We start from the raw sequence: 19,270 nt of genomic DNA on the forward strand, positions 1-19,270 counted from the left end.
CCGTTTTCCTCAACGCAAAGAGCAAATCCATCATGTCGGGTATCATTCGGAAAGGAGTCCTTCTTCTGGTCACTTCCTTGGTCTTCCTGCTTCCGCAGGCTTCATTCGGGCAGGCCGGTACGTCGGCGGTCGTTTTCCTCAAAATCGAGCCGGACAGCCGGGCCGCGGGAATGGGCAACGCCGGTGTCGCCCTGGCCGACAACGCCAGTGCCATATTCTGGAATCCGGCCGGTCTGGCCTTCCAGGAAGGCACCGAAGCCTCCATCACGCACTCCAACTGGCTCCCGGAATTCAACGCGGGCCTGTTCTACGAGTATCTCGTGGCCAAACACCGCGTCCCCGGCTGGGGTACGTTCGGTGCACATTTGACCTACCTGTTCCTCGGTGAGAACGATGGTCGTGACGAGCAGAACAACCCGACGGGCACGTTCCGTTCCTACGACCTGGCCACGGGTCTGTCGTACGGCGTGAAGCTGAACGAGCGGTTCGGCGTTGGATCGAGCCTTCGCTTCATCTATTCCAACCTGGCCCCCGGACAGACGGTGGGCGCACAGCAGACCAAGGCCGGTATTTCCACGGCGTTCGACCTGGCCGCCCTGTACCGCAGTCGTCCGTTCTCCATGGGCGGGGAAATGAAGGGTACCCTTTCGTTGGGCGCCAACCTGGCTAACATGGGCCCGAAAATCCAGTACTCGGACAACGCCCAGGCCGATCCCATCCCGACCAATCTCCGCATTGGCTATGCCTTCCGGATGGATTTCGACGAGTTCAACTCGCTCACGCTGGTTACGGATTTCAACAAGGACCTCATCAGCTATTCCGGTGAAGGAGAAGACCGCGAGGCCGATCCGTTCTACAAGGCCATTTTCTCGTCCTGGTCGTCGGTAAGCGTCCAGACGAATCCGCTTTCCGAGGATGACGCCGAGTTCAAGACGCTTTCGGTGCTCGACCAGATGACCATCGGAACCGGCCTCGAGTACTGGTACAACAACCAGTTCGCGCTTCGGTCCGGTTACTTCTACGAGAACCCGGACAATGGAAACCGCCAGTTCCTGACGCTCGGCGCCGGTGTCCGCGTCAACGTGATTGGAGTCGACTTCTCGTATATTTATGCGCTCGAAGAAGATTCCCCGTTGTCCAACACCATGCGGTTCTCCCTCCTTGTCAATTTTGCCAAATAGGGCGTCTCGAAGCTTCGTTCTCCTGAGCGGGCTCCCCGCATTCCTCGTCCTGGCATTCGTCCCGCTCCTGGCTTCCGCCCAGGAGGTCTATGACGTCGTAGCCCTCCGGGTTGAGTTCCAGGCCGACACCACGCGTTTCACGACGGGGGACGGTACGTTCGGCGGGAATCTGTTCGGTGAGGCCGCGCCCCCGAAAGTCGACCCATTGCCGCATGACGCCGGGTATTTCGCGGCGCATCTGACGTTCCTGGAGAATTATGTCCGGCGCGTCTCGGACGGGAAGGCGGAGGTGCGGACGCATCTCCTCCCGGACATCGTTCGCGTATCCGGCAAAATGGGTGCGTACAGCCCCACCGGATTCGACAGCAATTCGGACGAGGAACTCGAGAAACTGGCGAGGCTGCCGGTGGAGGCCTGGGCGTTGGCCGAGGCGTCCGGAGTCGCGTTGCCGGCCGGATTGGATCCGGATCGCACCGCGTTCCTGATTTTCCACGCGGGGGTGGGTCGGGACATCGAGCTCGTGGGCACGACGCTCGACAAGACGCCGGAAGACCTGCCGTCCATTTTCTTCAACCGCGCGTCGTTTGACCGGCTGGGGGTGACGCCGCCGTCGGTCTCGGGCATGACGGTCGAGAACACGATCCTGCTGCCGCGCACGGAGACCCGGCTTGGATTCGATTTCCTGGCCGATGAGCCGTTCCTGATTGAATTGTCCATCAATGGACTCATGGCGGCGAGCTTCCTGAATTTCCTGGGTGCGCCGGACCTGTTCAATACGGAGACGGGGGATTCGGCGATCGGGCCGTTCGGGGTCATGGATGCGCTCGGGATCTTTGCGTTTCGCGGACTTTTCCCTCCCGAGCCGTCGGCCTTCACGAAGCGGTTCCTGGGATGGGATACGACACTGGAGGCGGCGCCTCTGACCGCGGAAGGGCAGACCTATGGCCTGCGCCACTCGGGGGATGCGTTGCGCAACGACATGCTTCGTGTGCCGATTTCCGATGCCGAGTACTTCCTGGTGGAAAACCGGCATCGCGATCCGGACGGCGACGGGGTCCGGATGACCGTCTGGACCCATGAGGGCGTGAAGGAGGTGGTGTTCGCGAATGGCGCAGAGGATTTCAACGACGTCACGATTTCCGGTTTTCCGGGTGGCGTCGTCATGGATGTGGATGATTTTGACTTTGCCCTGCCCGGTGGGATTGATGAAAACGGAAATGCGTTGTTGGGCGGGGCGCTGGTTTGGCACGTGGACGAGAACCGGCTGCGACAGACCCTGCAGGCGAACCGCGTGAATGCCGATCCGGACGCCCGGAGTGTGGACCTGGAAGAGGCGGATGGGGCCCAGGACATCGGTTTTTCCGGCGGTGGTGGTTTTTTTGGCCCCAATTTCGGCCTGGGGACGCCCTTCGACTTCTTTTTCGAGGGCAATCCCGTTTCGGTCCGGACCACGCGTGGCCAGGATATCCGGCTGTATGAGAATCGGTTCGGAGCAGGCACGTATCCCGACGCGCGATCGAATGCCGGAGGGGAAGCGCGGCTGTCCATTGAGGACTTTTCGGTGCCCGGGCCGGACATGACGGTTCGTGTGGTTGGTGTGGCCACGACGTTGGCGTCGCTTCCGGACCAGAGCGTCGCGCTCGACGCGGGGACAGGGAGCCTGCCGCCGGATGCGTATTTCGTCCGTATCGGTCGCGCCGGCACGGTGGGATGGTTGGGAGCCGCGAAGTTGCAGGCGGGTGTCTACCGGCTGGTTTCAGAAACCGGAGCCAGCCGGGATGTGCTCGGACAACCGGTGATCACGTCGGCGGGCGCGGTGGCCATCCGTGACGGACAATTTGTCCGCTGGGACGGCACGGCCGCGGAGCCTGTGTCGCTCGGCGGTGGCGCGACCGCACCCATCCTGGAGGTGACCACGGACATCGTAGGTGGTCCGAATGGTTCGTGGATGGCCGGTGTCCTCTTGGCCGACGGATTGTATGGTCGCCTGGCTTTCAGGGACGGGACCCATGACCTTGAGCCGGTATCCGGCCGCATGCTGGCCATCGGGGTCGCGCCCGACGGCCAGCGGATGGAATTATTGGCGGATCGTGTGCAGGTGGACGGCGTCGACGCCTGGGTGCTGCCCCGGCCGGTATCGGGCAGTGCGCAGGTGGTCTTCGGACAGGATGCGGACGGTCCGACGGCGGTGGTCGTGGATGGCTCGGCGATGCGGTTGGGGGCGGAAGGCCGCGTGGATGCCCTGGCCGTGCCCTGTGCGGCGGACGCGGGGCACCTGGTGGATCTGGACGGGGACGGCTGGTTGGAGACCGTGGTGGCCTGTACCGAATGGGTCTGGGTGTTTTCCCGGACCGGCGCAGTGATGGATGGCTTCCCGGTCGCGTTGCCTGCTGCGTTTGCCGGTGGGCTGTCGGTATGGAACGCATTGAATGATGTGCGCGGCGGATTCATGATGCGACTCATGGATGGTTCGCTCATGGCCTGGACCTGGGACGGCGCGGGTTCGGTTCCGGCGGGATTCCCGCTGTCGGCCGGTCTCGTCGCGCCGGCTGCGCCGGTGTTGCTGGACGATGCATTGTATGCCGTCTCGGGGGGCGGGCGGGTGTCCGCCTGGAGGGCGCCCGCGCTCGCGGGCGCCCGACTGACCGACGAGGCCGGCAACCAGCGCGGTGCCGGTACCGACGTCCGGTACCACGGCAACCGTCGATTCGTGGAGGCGGACGCCCCGCCCGCCCCCACATCCCCGTCGTCCCGTCTGTTGGTCCCGGATGACGTCTACAATTGGCCCAACCCCGTCCAGGACGGCGTGACGCGACTGAGGGCCGGTGTGACCGAGCAGGCCGACGTGCGCATGCAGGTGGTGGATCTGGCGGGCCGGATTGTTGAAACCATGGATCTGGGCACACTGCCGGCCGGCGGTGTGGCCGAGGTGGTCTGGACGCCGAGCGTGGGCAGCGGCATCTACATGGTCCGCGTGGAAGCGACCGGAGCCGCCGGCCGCACCGATACGCATATGTACAAACTGGCCATCATCCGATGACGAAGCGCACAGCATGGTTCGTTCTGCTCCTGGGCGCTTTGGGTGTCCTGCCGGTAGCCGCACAGGTGTCGCCGTCGTTCTACGACTATACCCGGCCGGATCTGGATTGGAAAACCATTGAAACGGAGCATTTCCTGGTGCATTTCCACTCGGATGCAGAAGGAACGGGGTCGCGGACGGCCCGGGTGGTGGCCCAGGTCGCCGAAGACGTGTACGGTCCGTTGACCGATCTGTACGAGTATCGGCCCGACACGAAGGTGTCTATTGTGCTGAAGGACTACGAGGACTACTCGAACGGAGCCGCCTACTTCTTTGACAACGTCATTGAAATATGGGCTCCTGCGCTGGATACGCCGTACCGGGGTGACCACAATTGGCTCCGGAATGTGATTGCGCACGAATTCCTGCACATGATCCAGGTGCAGAAAACCATGAAGACAACGCGGCGCATCCCCTTCCTGTACCTGCAGGTCCTGGATTATGAGGATGTCCGTCGTCCCGACGTGCTGTACGGTTTTCCGAATGTCCTGGCGACGTATCCCGTACCCATCCTGAACAATCCGGCCTGGCTGGCCGAGGGAACGGCCCAGTTCCAGCGCGAAGCGTGGGGCGACGACCGGTGGGACAGTCACCGCGACATGCTGCTCCGGACGCAGGTGGCCGCCGGGACGGAACTGACACTCGCCGAAATGGGCGGATTCTATTCGCACACGAGCCTCATGCGGGAGTCGGTCTACAATCACGGGTTCGCCTTCACGCAGTACCTGGTGGGTCGGTTCGGGGAGGATGCGGTCCGCGAAATCAGCCAGGCGCTCGCGAATACGACCACCTTCACATTCAAGGAGGCGGCGCGGGATGCATTCGGCGTGGATGGTCAGACGCTGTACGACGATTGGATGGCGTCCATCCGACCCCACTACCAGGAACTCGAGCAACGGACAGGTGAGCCGGCGTGGTCCATCGTGGAGCCCGACGGGTTCAACAACTTCCATCCCGTGGTGAGTCCGGACGGACAGCGCGTGGCCTATCTCTCGAACAAGGGGGAGGACTTCAGCCGGACCGGCGTGTACGTTCGTGACCTGGATGCGGCGGGGAACCCCGTCGGTGCGGCGCGGCTGCTGGGCGGATTGCACGTGGAGGGCGCGGCGGTCTGGACGTGTGCCTTCGGGCACCGGATTGTCCAGCGGGCGTCGGGACCGATTGCATGGACGCCGGACGGGTCCGGTCTGGTCTATTCCCGTGCGAAGGATACGGCCAAGGGGTACCTGTACAGCGACCTGTTCCGCTATGATTTCGTGACCGAGGAATCCGAACCGCTGACCACCCACGAGCGGGCAGATTCTCCGGTCTATTCGCCGGACGGAAAGGAACTGGCGTTCGTTTCGCACTTCGACGGGACGACGAATCTGAAGGTCCTGACCCTGGCGACCGGCGAAATACGCCCGCTTACGACATTCGAGGACGGCTCCCAGGTGACCGATCCCGCATGGCATCCGGACGGGGAGTGGCTCTGGTTCGCCTACGGGCGCCTGCATGGCCGGGACCTGTACCGCGTGCATGCGCAGGACGGTCGTATGGAGGTCATGCGCGACGGACCGGAAGATGAGCGCTCGCCGACCTTCGACACCCAGGGTCGACTCGTCTACGTTTCGGATAGATCGGGCATCTTCAATCTCTACCGCACGACCGGGGATTCGAGGGGCGGGAGCGCCGATGTGGCGTTGACCAACGCCTTCGGAGGCGCCTTCATGCCGGACGTCGCGCCCGATGGACGAGTGGTGTTCTCGGCGTACGAAGCCGACGGATACAAGATTGCCCTGCTGGAGGAGCCGGAGGACCGTGAAGCCGGACTGGACGCCGCCCCCCCGGCCTATACCGCCCCCGACGTATTCATGAAGGCACGCGTGGCCGACTTGCGTCCGACCACGGACGACAGCCATATCCGGGCCACGGATACCGGGTTTTCCGACTACTCGCCGGTGTTCACATCATTCAGCTTTCTTCCCGTGCTCCGCCTGGACCAGTACATCTCCCGGCGCCGCACGCGGACCGACGTGGTATTGCCGGACCGGACCCGCCTGGAGACGCTGTGGCGAAATACGAAGGTCGGATTCTATACCGGCACGCGGGAAGTACTGGGCGGCATGAGCTTTTTCGGGGGCGTGCTCGTATCGCCGGGCTCGACGCCCGCCAATTCGTTCTCGGATTTCTGGGCGCCCTCGAATCTCCTGAAAGTGGAGCGGGACGTGTTCCTGCAGTTCGACTTCGGCAAGGGGATTTCGCTGGTGCCGTACCGGTGGTCGCCGCAGTTTTCCGTGGAACTCTTCAACGTGCGTCGGAACGTGGAAAACGGCCTTTCGGTGGAAGAATTCCCCTGCACGGCCTGCTATCCGGCCACGTCCCTCGCGGATTTGTCGTACAACCTGTGGGAGCTGGGTTTCCTGGCCCGCAGCAAGGTGAACCGGGCGTTGTTGTTGGAGGCCGGATACCGCTACAGCCCCTACAGGGTGACCACGGAACGGTTCTTCAGCCAGGAGTTGCTGCAGTCCATTCCCGAGAATTCGTCCCGGTATTTCATCGGGAAATCGCTGCACCTGACCAGCTATCATGAGGCATTCAAGGCCTACCGGGACATGGATGTGGTCCCGCACGGCATGCGATCGGAAATCACGCTGCAGCGGGAAGCCGGCAGCCTGTTGGACCGGTTCGACCTCGAGGACGGTTTCCTGCGCCCGGTCTATACGGACGATGTCATCCATCGCCTGACGGTGGACGCCCGTGGAGGCTTCCGGTTGCCGGGTGGGCCGGCGGTGGGCGCGCATGGCGTGGGCATCCGCTTCCGGGGCAGCACCATCCTGGGCGGCCCGGTGGATGATTTCTATGACGATTATGTGGGCGGGCTTACCGGTGCGCGCGGCTATCCCTTCTATGCCCTGGGCGGCAATGAATCCCTCTGGCTTCAGTTGGGCTACACCTTCCCGCTCGCGCCGCGCGTGAGCCGCCAGGTCCTGTGGCTGCATGTGGACAAGATCTATGCGCGGGTGTATGCCGATGCCGCCACGGCGTGGAGCGGTTCGTGGCCTGGCATGGAAAACGTCCGAAAAGATGTCGGAGCGGAGATCCGATTCGGTCTCGGTTCGTTCTACCTGCTTCCGACGGCCGTTTTCGTCAGCGGAACCTATGGCCTGGATGCGTTCGATTTCCAATTGGACGACGGGTTTGTGACGCCGGACGGACAGAGTTCGGTCCGCTACGGGAAATCCATGCAATGGCATGTAGGCGTTCTTTTTGGATTCGATCAGTTGTAGGGAAGACAATGGACAGTACAATCGTACTCTGGATGGGGATGGGGATGATTGCCGTCGGGGCAGGCTTCCTGTACGTCCTGTTCAAGGACAACCCCGCACGCAGGCCCCGGGACCTGATGGAATGGACCGGTACGGTGCTGTCGGTCCTGCTCATAGTCGCTGCCGCGGCGCTGATTGCCGTATCCCGGCAGACCGGGTCCAATGCGGCTGAAGGCCAGGCCACGGCTACGCCGTCCACGTTCCAGGACATGATCATCGAGGCACCGGCCGGGAATTTCAGCTTCACGGGGCTGGATTCAGGGGCCACAGCCGACCTGGATGCGTACCGGGGCAAGGTGGTCCTGCTCAATTTCTGGGCCACCTGGTGTGCTCCGTGCCTGGAAGAAATTCCGGCGTTGAACCGACTGCAGAAGAAATACGGGGAGGACGGATTCGTGGTGCTCTCCATTTCGGATGAGGACCCCGGGATCCTGAAAGCCTTCGAAGCCCAACTGCCCCTGGATACGGAATCGGTTTACGTGGATTTCGGCATGGACTTGCCTGTGCCGTTCCGCGGCGCATTCGATATCCGTCCAACGTCGTTTGTCGTGGACCGGGAGGGGACCGTGCGGCGGTACATCCTGGGCAACCGCCCCTACGACTTTTTTGAAACCGCCATCCAACCGTATCTGTGATTCGTCTTCTCTGGGTAATCGCGGTGCTCGGCGTGGGGGCTTCGGCATGGGTCGCCCCGACCGCCAATGCACAGGTCACGCAGGCATCCTTCCGGGCGGATTTCCTGGGGGGGCAGTCGGACCGGTTGGGGATGCGGACGGACCGGACGGAGCGCAGCGTGCCGCTGGCCTTCGTGATGTCGGCCGTCTTGCCGGGAGCCGGTCAGGCTTACAATCGGGACTGGGTCAAAGCGGCTATCGGTCTTTCCGTGGAAGCGGCGGCCATTACGGCGTACTCCATCATGCGGACGCGCGGTCTCCGGATGGAGGACGATTTCCGTGACTTCGCCCACCGGGATTGGTCGCCAGGTCGCTATGGCATGTATCTGAACGACTATACGGATTATCTGAACCTGGAATTCAATGCGGGTATAGATGTGCCGCGTGTACACGTACCCGGCCAGGTGGATTTCACGCGTCCCGACGCGTGGACCTCTGCCGACGAGGCTGCGGTGGCCCAGATGGTTTCCGAAATCCGCACCGTGGAGCGGAACCTGTTCCATGCAGAGACGGGTGCCGCGCTGTCCCATCAACTCCCTACGTTCGCGTCCCAGCAGTACTACGAATTGATCGGCAAGTACTTCCAGTTCGCACCGGGTTGGGACGATTATCCGGAGTGGGGCAACCTGGAGGACGGCTTCACGCAGGCCATTGACCCGGTCATGACGGGGCCCGGCGGGACCAAGCCGAACGTATCGGCCAAGTTCTACGCCTACGCCGACGACCACGGGCAGGCACAGGATCTGCTCCGGTCGGCGAGTCGTATGTCCTTCATCTTCATCCTGAACCATCTGGCGGCCGGCATTGACGCGGCCATCAGTGCGAAGCTCCACAACGACCGGCTGGACACGCGGATGGGCATGACCTATGGCCCGGGCGGACGGATGGAGCCGGTAACCACGGTGGCGTTCCGGTTCTGATCCTGCGTGGAACAGGCGTCCGGGGCCGACTCTCGCATCGGTCTTGATTTGCTGGCGCGGGGGTGCAATCTTGGGGCGACCTCAAAACCAAACCCCGTCGCCTCATGCCCTGGTACAAGAAGCTTCACTGGCAGATCATCATTGGCCTCGTTCTGGGCCTGCTTTTTGGCGTTCTGTCGGCGGTCATGGGGTGGAATGCCTTCACGTCCGACTGGATCGCACCCTTCGGCACCATCTTCCTCAACCTGTTGAAGTTGATTGCGGTGCCGCTCATCCTGGCGTCGCTCATAACAGGAGTGGCCTCGCTGTCGGATCTCAGCAAACTGAGTCGGATAGGCGGGAAAACGATCGGCATCTACATGTTGACCACCGTGATCGCGTTGGTCATCGGTCTCACGATCGTGAACGTCATGCAGCCGGGCAAGACGGTACCGCCTGATATGCGGGAGCGCCTTGAGGCCACCTATGGCGGTGACGCGAGTGCCCGCACGCTGCTGGCGGACCAGGCCAAGGAGCGCGGACCACTGCAGGCGCTGGTTGACATCGTACCGGAGAACATCCTCGGTGCCGCCGGGGACAACCGGAACATGCTCCAGGTGGTGTTTTTCGCGCTGTTTGCAGGGATCGGTCTGCTCATGATCCCGGCGAACAAGGCGAGGCCCATGATCGAGTTCTTCGACAGTCTGAATGATCTCGTCATCAAGCTGGTGGAAATCATCATGATATCGGCGCCAGTGGGGGTTTTCGCCCTCATGGCAGACACCATTGCCAGTATTGCCGGGGATGACCTCTCCGAGATCCTGGAGTTGCTGGGGGCGCTCGGCTACTACATGATCGCGGTCATCCTGGGCCTGTTCCTCCACATGCTCATCACCTACACCGGGATGATCAAGTTCTTGACGCCCCGTACGCTCAAACAATTCTACCGGGCCATGGGGCCTGCCCAGCTGGTTGCCTTTTCCACCTCCTCCAGCGGCGCGACGCTGCCGGTGACCATGGAGCGGTGCGAGAAGGAGCTCGGCGTAAGTGAAGAGATCTCGTCCTTCGTGTTGCCGCTCGGGGCCACCATCAACATGGACGGAACCGGGCTGTATCAGGCGGTCGCCGCCGTGTTCATTGCCCAGACCCTGGGCATGGACCTCAGTCTCGCGGCGCAACTCACCATCGTGTTGACGGCCGTCCTGGCGTCCATCGGCACGGCGGCGGTGCCCAGTGCGGGGATCGTCATGCTGGTCATTATCCTGGAGGCGGTGGGCGTGCCCAGCGCCGGGATTGCCCTCATCCTGGGTGTGGACCGGATCCTGGACATGCTGCGCACGGTGACCAACGTGACGGGTGACGCAGCCGTAGCCACGGTGGTGGCGGCAAGCGAGAACCAACTGGAACCCATCCCAGCCTGATCCTTCTGGGTCCCAATTTGGGATTTTATGAGACCGGAGCCTCGAAAACGTTGCATTGCAACGATTTTCGGGGCTTTCGGCGTTTTTGGCATCATCTTCGAAAGAGCACCATACAGTTCATTGCTGTGTTGATGCCTCTCCGCAGTAACTGTACCTCCTGGTGTCAGTCGGGCGGGATCCTTCGGGGTCCCGCCGACTCTCCCTCACGCCAGGAGCCTGCCGTTACCAAAGAGAAAAAAAAGCCCCGAACAGTTTGCAGAAACTATTCGGGGCGTGTGCGCTTGAGAGGATTCGAACCTCCGACCTTTGGAACCGGAATCCAACGCTCTATCCAACTGAGCTACAAGCGCATCGGGCGGAAATATAGCACATGAACGACAGCGACGGCAATTCGTGCCCGACCAAGTTTGTGCAAAACCGATTCACCCGAGACATGGTATGACCGATACCGCCCTCATCAAGCAATTCAAATCGGATCCGGCTTCCGGCTATGCCGATCTGCTTGATCACTACACCCCTGTGATCCTGAGGATGATCCGGCGTTTCCTCACCGATCCGGATGAGATGATGGAAACGTACACGGCCATCTGTGAACGGCTCCAACACGACGACTACAAAGCGCTGCGCCAATTCCGGATAAACAGCGAGTTGACGCCGTGGCTGAGTGTCGTGGTGGCCAATGCGTGCCGGGACCGTTTCCGGAAGAACCGGGCGACGTCCATGCCCAATTCGGTCGTCTCAAAATTGGACAACACGGAAAAGTACATTTTCAAGTGCTACTACCAGGACCACATTCCCCAATCGGAAATCCCTGAACTGGTGTCCGGAAATATGGGTGTACAGTGTTCGAGCGTCGAGGTCAGCCGGGCGCTGGCCAAGATCGACTCCATGTTGTCCACGAACAAGCGCTGGCATCTGCTGGCGGCCCTCCGCGCCAACCGGCCGACGCTCTCCCTGGAAGACCTGAACGACATCGGCATTGCGCCCCCCTCGCGGGCCGACAGTCCCGACCACGTGGAAGATGAGGAAGAGGAGCGCGTGGATTTGCTGAACAGTGCCATCGGCGAGCTGGATCCGGACGATCAGCTGCTGGTCCTGTTGCGCTTCGAGCACGGCATGCGTGCCGAGCAGATTGCGAAGATCATGCACTTCGACAACCACAAGTACGTTTACACACGCATCCGGACCATCATCAACCGATTGCGGAAGAGCATGACCGTGGACGCCTGAACGCGCGGCCGACTTGCGCGTATGCGCCGCTCGTCCATCCAACCTGTCGCGCCGTGACCGATTCCCATCTGCTGTATGACGGCCGCTTGGAACGCGCCCGTTTCCACCCGCTTCTGGCCGCCCTGCTCGGGTTGGTCCTGGCGTTCGTGCTGTTCCAGGGTATAAGCACCATCACGGCCATATTCATGCTCGTGTTCGTGCGTGGGGTGGGCCTGGATGCCCTCCTGACGGATCTTCCTGCCGTGCTCGAACAATATGCCGGCGACTTGATTGTCGGAAATACCGTGGGGCAAGTATTCGGTCTGCTCCTTCCGGGGATCTGGTTTGCCCGTCTCCACAGCTCGACCTGGCCGGCATTCCTCCGGCTCCGTGGCACGGATGCCCGATTCCTGGTGTTGTCGCTGCTAGGCCTGCTGGCCATCATTCCGGTCGTGCAGGTCCTCGGTTCCTGGAGCGACCTGTTGCCCTGGCCCGACAGCATCCGGGCATTCGAGAAGCAACAGATGGATCTCATTGAACGCATCCTCATGCGTGATTTCCCGCTGGCGTTCTCCATTTCCATGCTCGCATTGACGCCCGCCATCTGCGAGGAAGTCCTTTTCCGTGGATACGTCCAGCGGCAGGCCGAACGCAGTCTTGGCATCTTCTGGGGTATTGCCTTCTCCGGCATCGTTTTCGGATTGTACCACCTCCGGCTTACGCAGGCATTGCCCCTGTCCGTACTCGGCATTTTCCTGGCGTGGATCACGTGGCGTTCCGGAAGTCTGATCCCCGCCATCCTGGTGCATCTTGCCAACAACTCATTTGCGGCCATTCTGGGTAAAATGTCCGCCACGGGACAATTGGAAGCGGATCTGGAAACTTTCGAGATGCCCATGTCTATCTTCTTCGTGTCCCTGGTTGTGCTGGTCGTGGTCATCCTGGCCATGAACCGCATACCTACCCACGGAGAGGAACCCTATGCCGAAAAAACCGAAGACCGTTGACGGGTGGATTTCCGTGTTCGCCACGGGAACGGATTATGAAGCGTCCCTGGTCAAGGACCGGCTTGTGGATGCGGGTATTACGGCCGTCATCCATTCGCGCCGCGATCACGCCTACAGCCTGAACGTGGGGGCCATGTCGGACATTCACGTCATCGTGCAACCCGAGCACCGGGCCGCGGCGGAAGAGCTGCTCCGATCCTCGCGGATATCGGACGCCGACCTGGAGGCGGCGGCCATGGCCGCCGACCCCATCCTCGGGGAGGACCCTGCGTGAGCAACAACCTCAAGCGGATCCTGACAGCCATCGTTGGCATTCCGCTCGTTCTGGGTGCGCTGTATGCAGGCGAAGAGGCCCTGTGGGTCGTCGTGGCAGTCATCGCCCTCGGTGCCCAGTGGGAGTTCCTGACGCTCCTGGAGCATCGTGAGTGGCCTGTGGACCGTTTCTGGGCACTGTTGGCGGCCGTCGGGGTCCTGTCCCGCTCCTGGTTTCCGGATTGGGGGCTGGCCGTGACCGGCGTGGGCATGCTGTATGTGGCCTGGTTGCTCCGAAAGGGCGTGGAGGGTCGTCCGCTTGAGCGGATGGCCGGAACGCTGGTCAGTCTCGTCTATCCGGTGTTCCTGCTCTCCTTCATCCTGGATATCCGGGCCGGGGGTTCGTTCGCGCTTGTATTGCTGCTGTTCGGCATGATATGGGCCTGCGATACGGCCGCCTATTATACCGGCCGTTCGCTCGGGCGTCACAAACTTGCCCCGACCATATCCCCCAACAAGACATGGGAAGGCGCGGTGGGCGGCGTGCTCGGGGCGCTCCTGGTGGCCTTTCTGGTGCGCCACTTCTGGCTCCCGGGACTGACGCCTGTGGATGCGATGGGCCTGGCATTGATCGCCGGCGTCTTTGGACAGGCCGGTGATCTGCTGGAAAGTGCCCTCAAGCGCAGCGCCGGGGTCAAGGATTCAGGTACGCTGTTGCCGGGACATGGCGGCATGCTGGACCGGTTCGACTCCATCATCGTGGCCATGCCGCTGTATGCCGCTTGGCTCGTGCACGTGACGGGTCTGCTGGTGTAGCCGGAACGGCCGATGGGCCTTTCCGTACACGACTTCTGTTACGTCAAACTGCCGTATTCAACGCCGATATGGGACTTTTTGCACCCGGAAAGGGCTCGCGCCATCGCAGGTACTCCTACGAGCCCCGCTTCTACAACCCGGAGAAGGAGCAGCGACTCAAGCGCCGGATGCGCATAGAGTCCAAGGCCCGCCGCCGAAAGAGTCCGGCGGGATTGATCTATTTTGCCGTGCTGCTCGGATTCGCCATTTATGTCTACACCAAGCTCGGCTGAACCCATGTCTTCCACCGCGTCGGACGAAGGCGTCATGCGCGACGGCGTGATTGCCGTCATGCCGCCTACCCTGGCCAACAAGATTGCGGCTGGCGAAGTGGTCCAGCGACCGGCGTCGGTCGTCAAGGAGTTGGTGGAGAATGCCATTGATGCCGGCAGCACGCAGATTGAGATCGTATTGAAGGAGGCGGGCAGCGGTCTGGTCCAGATCATCGACAATGGGACGGGCATGAGCCCGGCCGATGCATCCACCTGCTTTCTTCGCCATGCCACGAGCAAGATCCGCTCGGTGGAGGACCTGGAGACCATCGGTACGCTCGGATTCCGGGGCGAGGCCCTCGCGTCCATTGCCTCCGTGTCTCAGATCGAACTCAGGACCCGCCGCCGGTCGGATGACGTCGGGACGCTGGTGCGGATGGACGGGGGGGACGAGCCCCGCATTGAACCGGCCGCCGCGCAGCCGGGCACGTCCATTTCCGTGCGCACATTGTTCTACAATGTCCCGGCCCGCCGGAATTTCCTGAAGCGTCCCCAGACCGAACTGAAGCACTGCGTGGACGTGGTCAGTGTGATGGCACTTTCATGGCCGGCTGTGGGATTCACGCTCACGCACGACGGACACGAACTGCTTTCGGTGAACGCGCAACCCGATGTCCCCTTTTTCGAAGCCCTGCAGAACCGGGCCCGGGAGCTTTCCGCGGTCCGGGATGGCGATGCGCTCATGGAGGTGGAGGAATCCACCAGCTATCTGACGGTGCGGGGTGTCCTCGGTTCGCCCGATGCGTTCCGGAAGTCGAGGGGCCAGCAATACCTGTTCGTGAACGGGCGCTATGTCAAGCACAGATACCTGGAGCACGCCGTGCTCTCGGCGTATGAATACCTGCTTCCGGAGGACACGTATCCGTTTTTCGTGCTCTTCCTGGACATTGATCCCCGGCACGTGGACGTGAACGTGCATCCCACGAAGGCCGAGGTCAAGTTCGATGATGAGCGGGGCGTCTACGGCATGCTCCGTGCCGTCGTCCGCCGGGCCATCAACTCGGCCAACTTCACGCCGGAATTGTCCGAAGGAACACCGCGGCTGGACATTGACCTTGGATTCAATCAGCGTCATGGTGGCACGCCTGGCGCCCGCGATTGGGTGGACCGGGAGCATCCCGGGCATGGCGTCCGGGATGCGGGTGGAAGCCCGACCGGCGCCTCCCGTTCCTCCTACGCCAGGCCGTCCGCCTCGTCCGCCCGGAGCATGGCGCCCACGTTCCTCGCATCGGATGAAGGGGGATTGGCAGGGTCCGCCGACCGCAGCGCCGAGCGCGACACCCGCAGTCCCGCCCAACTCCTGTGGCAGCTGCACGGGGCCTACATCCTGACGCAAATCCGGTCGGGGTTGGTCATCATTGACCAACAGGCGGCCCACGAGCGCGTCCTGTACGAGCAGTCCCGGAATACGCTGGTCGAGGGCATGGGCATGTCGCAGCAGCTGCTGTTTCCGCAGACGCTCACGCTCTCGCCGTCGGACCTGGCCCTGCTCGAGGAACTCATGCCCGATCTGCAGCGCCTGGGCTTCGAAATCGAGCCGTTCGGCGGTCGCAGCATCCTGGTCCGCGGCGTTCCGGCCGATATCCGCGCCGGGGACGAAAAGTCCATTCTGGGCGACGTCCTGGATGCCTTCGTGGCGCAGGACAACCTGGACGACCGGCGCGAGCGCCTGGCCCGGGCCATTGCCCGCAAGAGCGCCGTGAAGGCCGGCGTGCCCTTGAATGAGAAAGAAATGCGCGCGCTGATCGACCAGCTCTTCCAGTGCGACGATCCGTTCACCTCGCCCACCGGCCGCCCGACCATCGTAAAGTTGTCGGTGGACGAACTCCGCGACCGGTTCGAACGGCCATGAGCATGCTGGTCGGCGTAAGTGGTGGTGTGGATTCCATGGTCCTGGTGCACCTGCTGCACGCCAGTGGGCGGCGCGTGGAAGTCGCGCATGTGAACCACGGCCTGCGCGCGGGAGCCGATGCGGACGAGCAACTGGTCCGCGCCTGGTGCAGGGACCGCGACGTTCCCATTCATGTGCTCCGGTTGGACCATCCCCCGGCGACAGGCTCCATCCAGGCCTGGGCGCGCGACGAGCGGTATGCGCACTTCGTGCGCACCGCGCGGTCGCGCGCCCAGGCCGACGTTGCCGTGGCGCACCACGCTGACGACCAGGCAGAAACCGTGGCCCTGCAGCAGGCCCGCTCCGCCGGACCCGATGGACTGTCCGGCATGGCGCCGTCGCGTCCCTTGGCGCCCGGCATCGTACTGCATCGGCCCCTGTTGGCCTGGACCCGTGCGGACATCCTGGCCTACGCCCGGCGTCACGACATCGTCTGGCGGGAAGACCCCGGCAATGCCAACCCGGCCTACGCCCGCACCCGCGTCCGCGAACACTTGCGAACGGCCCCGCCACGCGCTGCCGCCGAGCTCCTGGAGACCGCTCGCGCCGCGCAGGCGCAAGTGGACGCCTGGCAGGCAGCGCTCCCTCGGGAATTGGTGCCACTCCTGGAGCGTAGTGCCCGGCCCGCCGGAGTTCCGGTGCCCGGGACAGCAGGCCTCCGGATTCCCCTCGAGCCGCTCCGCGCGCTCCCGGAGGACATGCGGGCCTGGTTCCTGTTGCGCCTGATGGACGGGTGGGGCCCTCGCCGCGCATCGATGGTCTCGGCCGTCACATCCCTGTTGGCGGCGCAGCCGGGAGTCACCGCCGAATTCGGCGCCCTGCGCATCGTGCGGGACCGGGAGCATCTGACGTTCCTTGATCAAGAAGAGGACGCTGCTCGGGTCAGGATGGCTGATTCCGGGCTGCGCATCCATCCCGCATCCGCGCCGCCCGATGACCCCCGGACGCCGCCCCATGTGGCCTGGCTGAACGCCGATGCCATCCAGGGCCCGCTCCGACTGCGGTCGTGGCGGCCCGGCGACCGGTTCCATCCATTCGGAGCGCCCGGTTCGCGCAAGGTGAAGCGATTCCTGACCGATGCAGGCGTTCCGCCGTCAGAAAAGTCGGGCGTGTCGGTCCTGACCGATGATGTGGGTATCGTCTGGATTCCGGGCTTGCGCATGGACGAACGCATGCGGCTCTCGGCCGACGCGACCGCGGCCATCCGCGTGGAATGGGAACGCGCTCCCGCATTCCCTAAATTGGATGAGGTCCGGTCCTCGCCCGGCCTGCGTACACCGCCCACACCCGAGCCACCTTCGCCAGCCTGCCCATGACGCCTCCATCGCTTGAACTTCACTCCGAAGACCGGATTTCCGTACGTGGAGAGCCGTTTCGCATTTACATCGACCGGGAGCGGATTGCGACCCGCGTGGCCCAACTTGGCGCCGATATTGCCCGTGACTACAAGGACAAGCGTCCCATTTTCATCGGCGTGCTGAACGGGGCGTACATTTTCCTGGCGGACCTCATGCGGGCGGTGTCCATCGATTGCGAGGTGGACTTCCTGAAACTGTCCTCGTACGGCGAGGCCAAGATTTCCAGCGGGATCGTGCGTTCGCTCAAGGATATCGATGCCGACATCAGCAATCGGCACGTCATCATCGTTGAGGATATCGTGGACACCGGTACGTCCATGGCCTATATCCTGGAGACGCTGAAGGCCCATAACCCCGCCAGCATGCGTGTGGCGACACTCCTCCACAAGTCCGAGGCCACGCGGGTGGACGTCCGGATTGACTACGTGGGTTTCGACATCGACAACCTGTTCGTGCTGGGCTACGGCCTGGACTACGGCCAGGTGGGGCGCAACCTGCCCGACATTTTCATTCTGGACAAATAGGCGTTTCCATGGCCGGCAACCTGTATTACGGGGATTATCTGAAGCTCGATCAACTGCTGGGTGCGCAGGAGCTTGAGAGCGCCAAGGCCGGTCCGGCCGCGCACGATGAAATGCTGTTCATCATCGTGCATCAGGCGTATGAGCTCTGGTTCAAGCAGATCCTGTGGGAACTGGATGCCGTGACCCGATGCCTGTCCGGGGGGCGCGTGGACGAGCGGGACATCGCGGCCGCCGTGCATCACCTGGAGCGCGTGGCTGAAATCCAGCGCCTGCTCATGCAACAGATAGACGTGCTGGAAACCATGACGCCGCTTGATTTCCTGGAATTCAGGGATGCGCTCATGCCGGCTTCCGGCTTCCAGAGCGCCCAGTGGCGCATGATCGAGAATCGCCTGGGGATGCGTCCCGAGGATCGCGTCCGGTTCTCGAATGCCAAATACACGTCCCGGTTGAACGATGCGGATGCCGGTCGCGTGGAGCAGGTGGAGCAGGAGCCCTCCATTTTTGATCTCGTTCAGGCCTGGTTGGAGCGGACGCCGTTCGTGGATACCGGCATGTTCGATTTCTGGAAAGCCTACCGGGAGGCCGTATCGGGCATGCTGGAAGCCGACGAGCGGGCCATCCGGGAAAACGTGACCCTTACGGCCGAGGAAATCGCCGCGCAGCTGAAGGGACAGGAAAAGACCCGCGAGCATTTCCGGGCGCTCTTCGATGCGGATCTGTACGAGGCGCAGCGTCAGGCCGGGGACCGTAGGCTGTCACACGCCGGCTTGAAAGCGGCGCTGCTCATCCATCTGTACCGGGCGGAACCCATCCTCCACGGGCCGTTCCGGCTGTTGCAGATCCTGGCCGACATCGACGAAGGCTTCACCGCGTGGCGCTACCGGCACGCCCTCATGGCCATGCGCATGATCGGTACGAAAATCGGCACCGGCGGATCGTCCGGGCACAAGTACCTGCGCGAGGCGGCTGACCGGAATCGGGTCTACACTGACCTCATCAACCTGTCCACGTTCTTCATTCCGCGCTCGGCGCTTCCGGCTTTGCCAGACGAGGTGGCGCGCCAGTTGGGCTTCCAGTGGACCGGGTAGGCAGGTGAGGGGATAGGCTGATCCTGGTTGGGACAGGATGATCCTGCCTGACCGTGCGAGAGTCAGGCTGATCCTATCGAACGGGGAAAGGGTGTTTGTGTGGTTTTCCGCGGGGTACCTCCAGAAACAGGCTGATCCTATGTATTCGATAGGCTGCGCCTGTTATTGAACCCTGCCGCACGGCGCAGCACAAAGGGCATTTTTTGATTCGATCGGACCAGCCTGTCTGTAGTCGAGGGCCACGGGTAT

General features: G+C 62.7%; 15 protein-coding genes and 1 tRNA gene. 15 read left to right on the forward strand and 1 reads right to left on the reverse strand.

What is annotated here, in order from left to right; translation table 11 throughout:
* Positions 1-32 precede the first annotated feature (32 nt).
* From porV to RIE53_05085, 6 genes are all read left to right on the forward strand, one after another.
* Positions 33-1,181, forward strand: coding sequence for a type IX secretion system outer membrane channel protein PorV (porV, locus tag RIE53_05060; protein MEQ9104047.1), 1,149 nt, complete (start codon positions 33-35; stop codon positions 1,179-1,181).
* Entirely contained in the window at positions 1,162-4,221 is a 3,060-nt protein-coding gene (locus RIE53_05065) for a T9SS type A sorting domain-containing protein (GenBank protein ID MEQ9104048.1), read from the forward strand. The genes porV and RIE53_05065 overlap by 20 nt, the downstream gene beginning before the upstream one ends.
* Positions 4,218-7,529, forward strand: coding sequence for a hypothetical protein (locus tag RIE53_05070; protein MEQ9104049.1), 3,312 nt, complete (start codon positions 4,218-4,220; stop codon positions 7,527-7,529). The genes RIE53_05065 and RIE53_05070 overlap by 4 nt, the downstream gene beginning before the upstream one ends.
* A gap of 8 nt (positions 7,530-7,537) precedes the next feature.
* Positions 7,538-8,203 carry a TlpA disulfide reductase family protein gene (locus RIE53_05075; GenBank protein MEQ9104050.1) on the forward strand — a complete coding sequence of 222 codons (666 nt, stop codon included), beginning with the start codon at positions 7,538-7,540 and terminating at the stop codon, positions 8,201-8,203.
* Positions 8,200-9,162: a hypothetical protein gene (locus RIE53_05080; protein ID MEQ9104051.1), complete on the forward strand. Its 963-nt coding sequence runs from the start codon at positions 8,200-8,202 to the stop codon at positions 9,160-9,162. The genes RIE53_05075 and RIE53_05080 overlap by 4 nt, the downstream gene beginning before the upstream one ends.
* Before the next feature lie 104 nt (positions 9,163-9,266).
* Positions 9,267-10,562 carry a dicarboxylate/amino acid:cation symporter gene (locus RIE53_05085; protein ID MEQ9104052.1) on the forward strand — a complete coding sequence of 432 codons (1,296 nt, stop codon included), beginning with the start codon at positions 9,267-9,269 and terminating at the stop codon, positions 10,560-10,562.
* A gap of 276 nt (positions 10,563-10,838) precedes the next feature.
* On the opposite strand, the gene RIE53_05090 is transcribed toward RIE53_05085, so the two are convergent.
* Positions 10,839-10,912 (reverse strand) — tRNA-Arg (locus RIE53_05090).
* A gap of 88 nt (positions 10,913-11,000) precedes the next feature.
* Here RIE53_05090 and RIE53_05095 point away from each other — a divergent pair.
* From RIE53_05095 to RIE53_05135, 9 genes are all read left to right on the forward strand, one after another.
* Entirely contained in the window at positions 11,001-11,792 is a 792-nt protein-coding gene (locus tag RIE53_05095) for a sigma-70 family RNA polymerase sigma factor (GenBank protein MEQ9104053.1), read from the forward strand.
* Between the two features lie 53 nt (positions 11,793-11,845).
* Positions 11,846-12,778 (forward strand): CPBP family intramembrane glutamic endopeptidase, encoded by a 933-nt coding sequence (locus RIE53_05100; GenBank protein MEQ9104054.1) that lies wholly within the window; start codon positions 11,846-11,848, stop codon positions 12,776-12,778.
* Positions 12,753-13,052 (forward strand): DUF2007 domain-containing protein, encoded by a 300-nt coding sequence (locus RIE53_05105; GenBank protein ID MEQ9104055.1) that lies wholly within the window; start codon positions 12,753-12,755, stop codon positions 13,050-13,052. The genes RIE53_05100 and RIE53_05105 overlap by 26 nt, the downstream gene beginning before the upstream one ends.
* Positions 13,049-13,846 carry a phosphatidate cytidylyltransferase gene (locus RIE53_05110; protein ID MEQ9104056.1) on the forward strand — a complete coding sequence of 266 codons (798 nt, stop codon included), beginning with the start codon at positions 13,049-13,051 and terminating at the stop codon, positions 13,844-13,846. The genes RIE53_05105 and RIE53_05110 overlap by 4 nt, the downstream gene beginning before the upstream one ends.
* Positions 13,847-13,914: 68 nt before the next feature.
* Positions 13,915-14,118 carry a hypothetical protein gene (locus RIE53_05115; GenBank protein ID MEQ9104057.1) on the forward strand — a complete coding sequence of 68 codons (204 nt, stop codon included), beginning with the start codon at positions 13,915-13,917 and terminating at the stop codon, positions 14,116-14,118.
* Positions 14,119-14,122: 4 nt separating this feature from the next.
* Complete coding sequence (mutL, locus tag RIE53_05120) at positions 14,123-16,009, forward strand: DNA mismatch repair endonuclease MutL (GenBank protein MEQ9104058.1); 1,887 nt, start codon at positions 14,123-14,125, stop codon at positions 16,007-16,009.
* The gene (tilS, locus tag RIE53_05125) at positions 16,006-17,364 is read left to right on the forward strand and encodes a tRNA lysidine(34) synthetase TilS (GenBank protein MEQ9104059.1); all 1,359 of its coding nucleotides are present in this window, start codon (positions 16,006-16,008) and stop codon (positions 17,362-17,364) included. The genes mutL and tilS overlap by 4 nt, the downstream gene beginning before the upstream one ends.
* On the forward strand, positions 17,361-17,930 hold the full coding sequence (hpt, locus tag RIE53_05130; protein ID MEQ9104060.1) for a hypoxanthine phosphoribosyltransferase: 570 nt from the start codon (positions 17,361-17,363) through the stop codon (positions 17,928-17,930). The genes tilS and hpt overlap by 4 nt, the downstream gene beginning before the upstream one ends.
* Before the next feature lie 8 nt (positions 17,931-17,938).
* Complete coding sequence (locus tag RIE53_05135) at positions 17,939-19,021, forward strand: tryptophan 2,3-dioxygenase family protein (GenBank protein MEQ9104061.1); 1,083 nt, start codon at positions 17,939-17,941, stop codon at positions 19,019-19,021.
* Positions 19,022-19,270 lie beyond the last annotated feature (249 nt).

The organism is Rhodothermales bacterium (genome assembly GCA_040221055.1).
Taxonomy (GTDB): Bacteria; Bacteroidota; Rhodothermia; order Rhodothermales; family UBA10348; genus 1-14-0-65-60-17.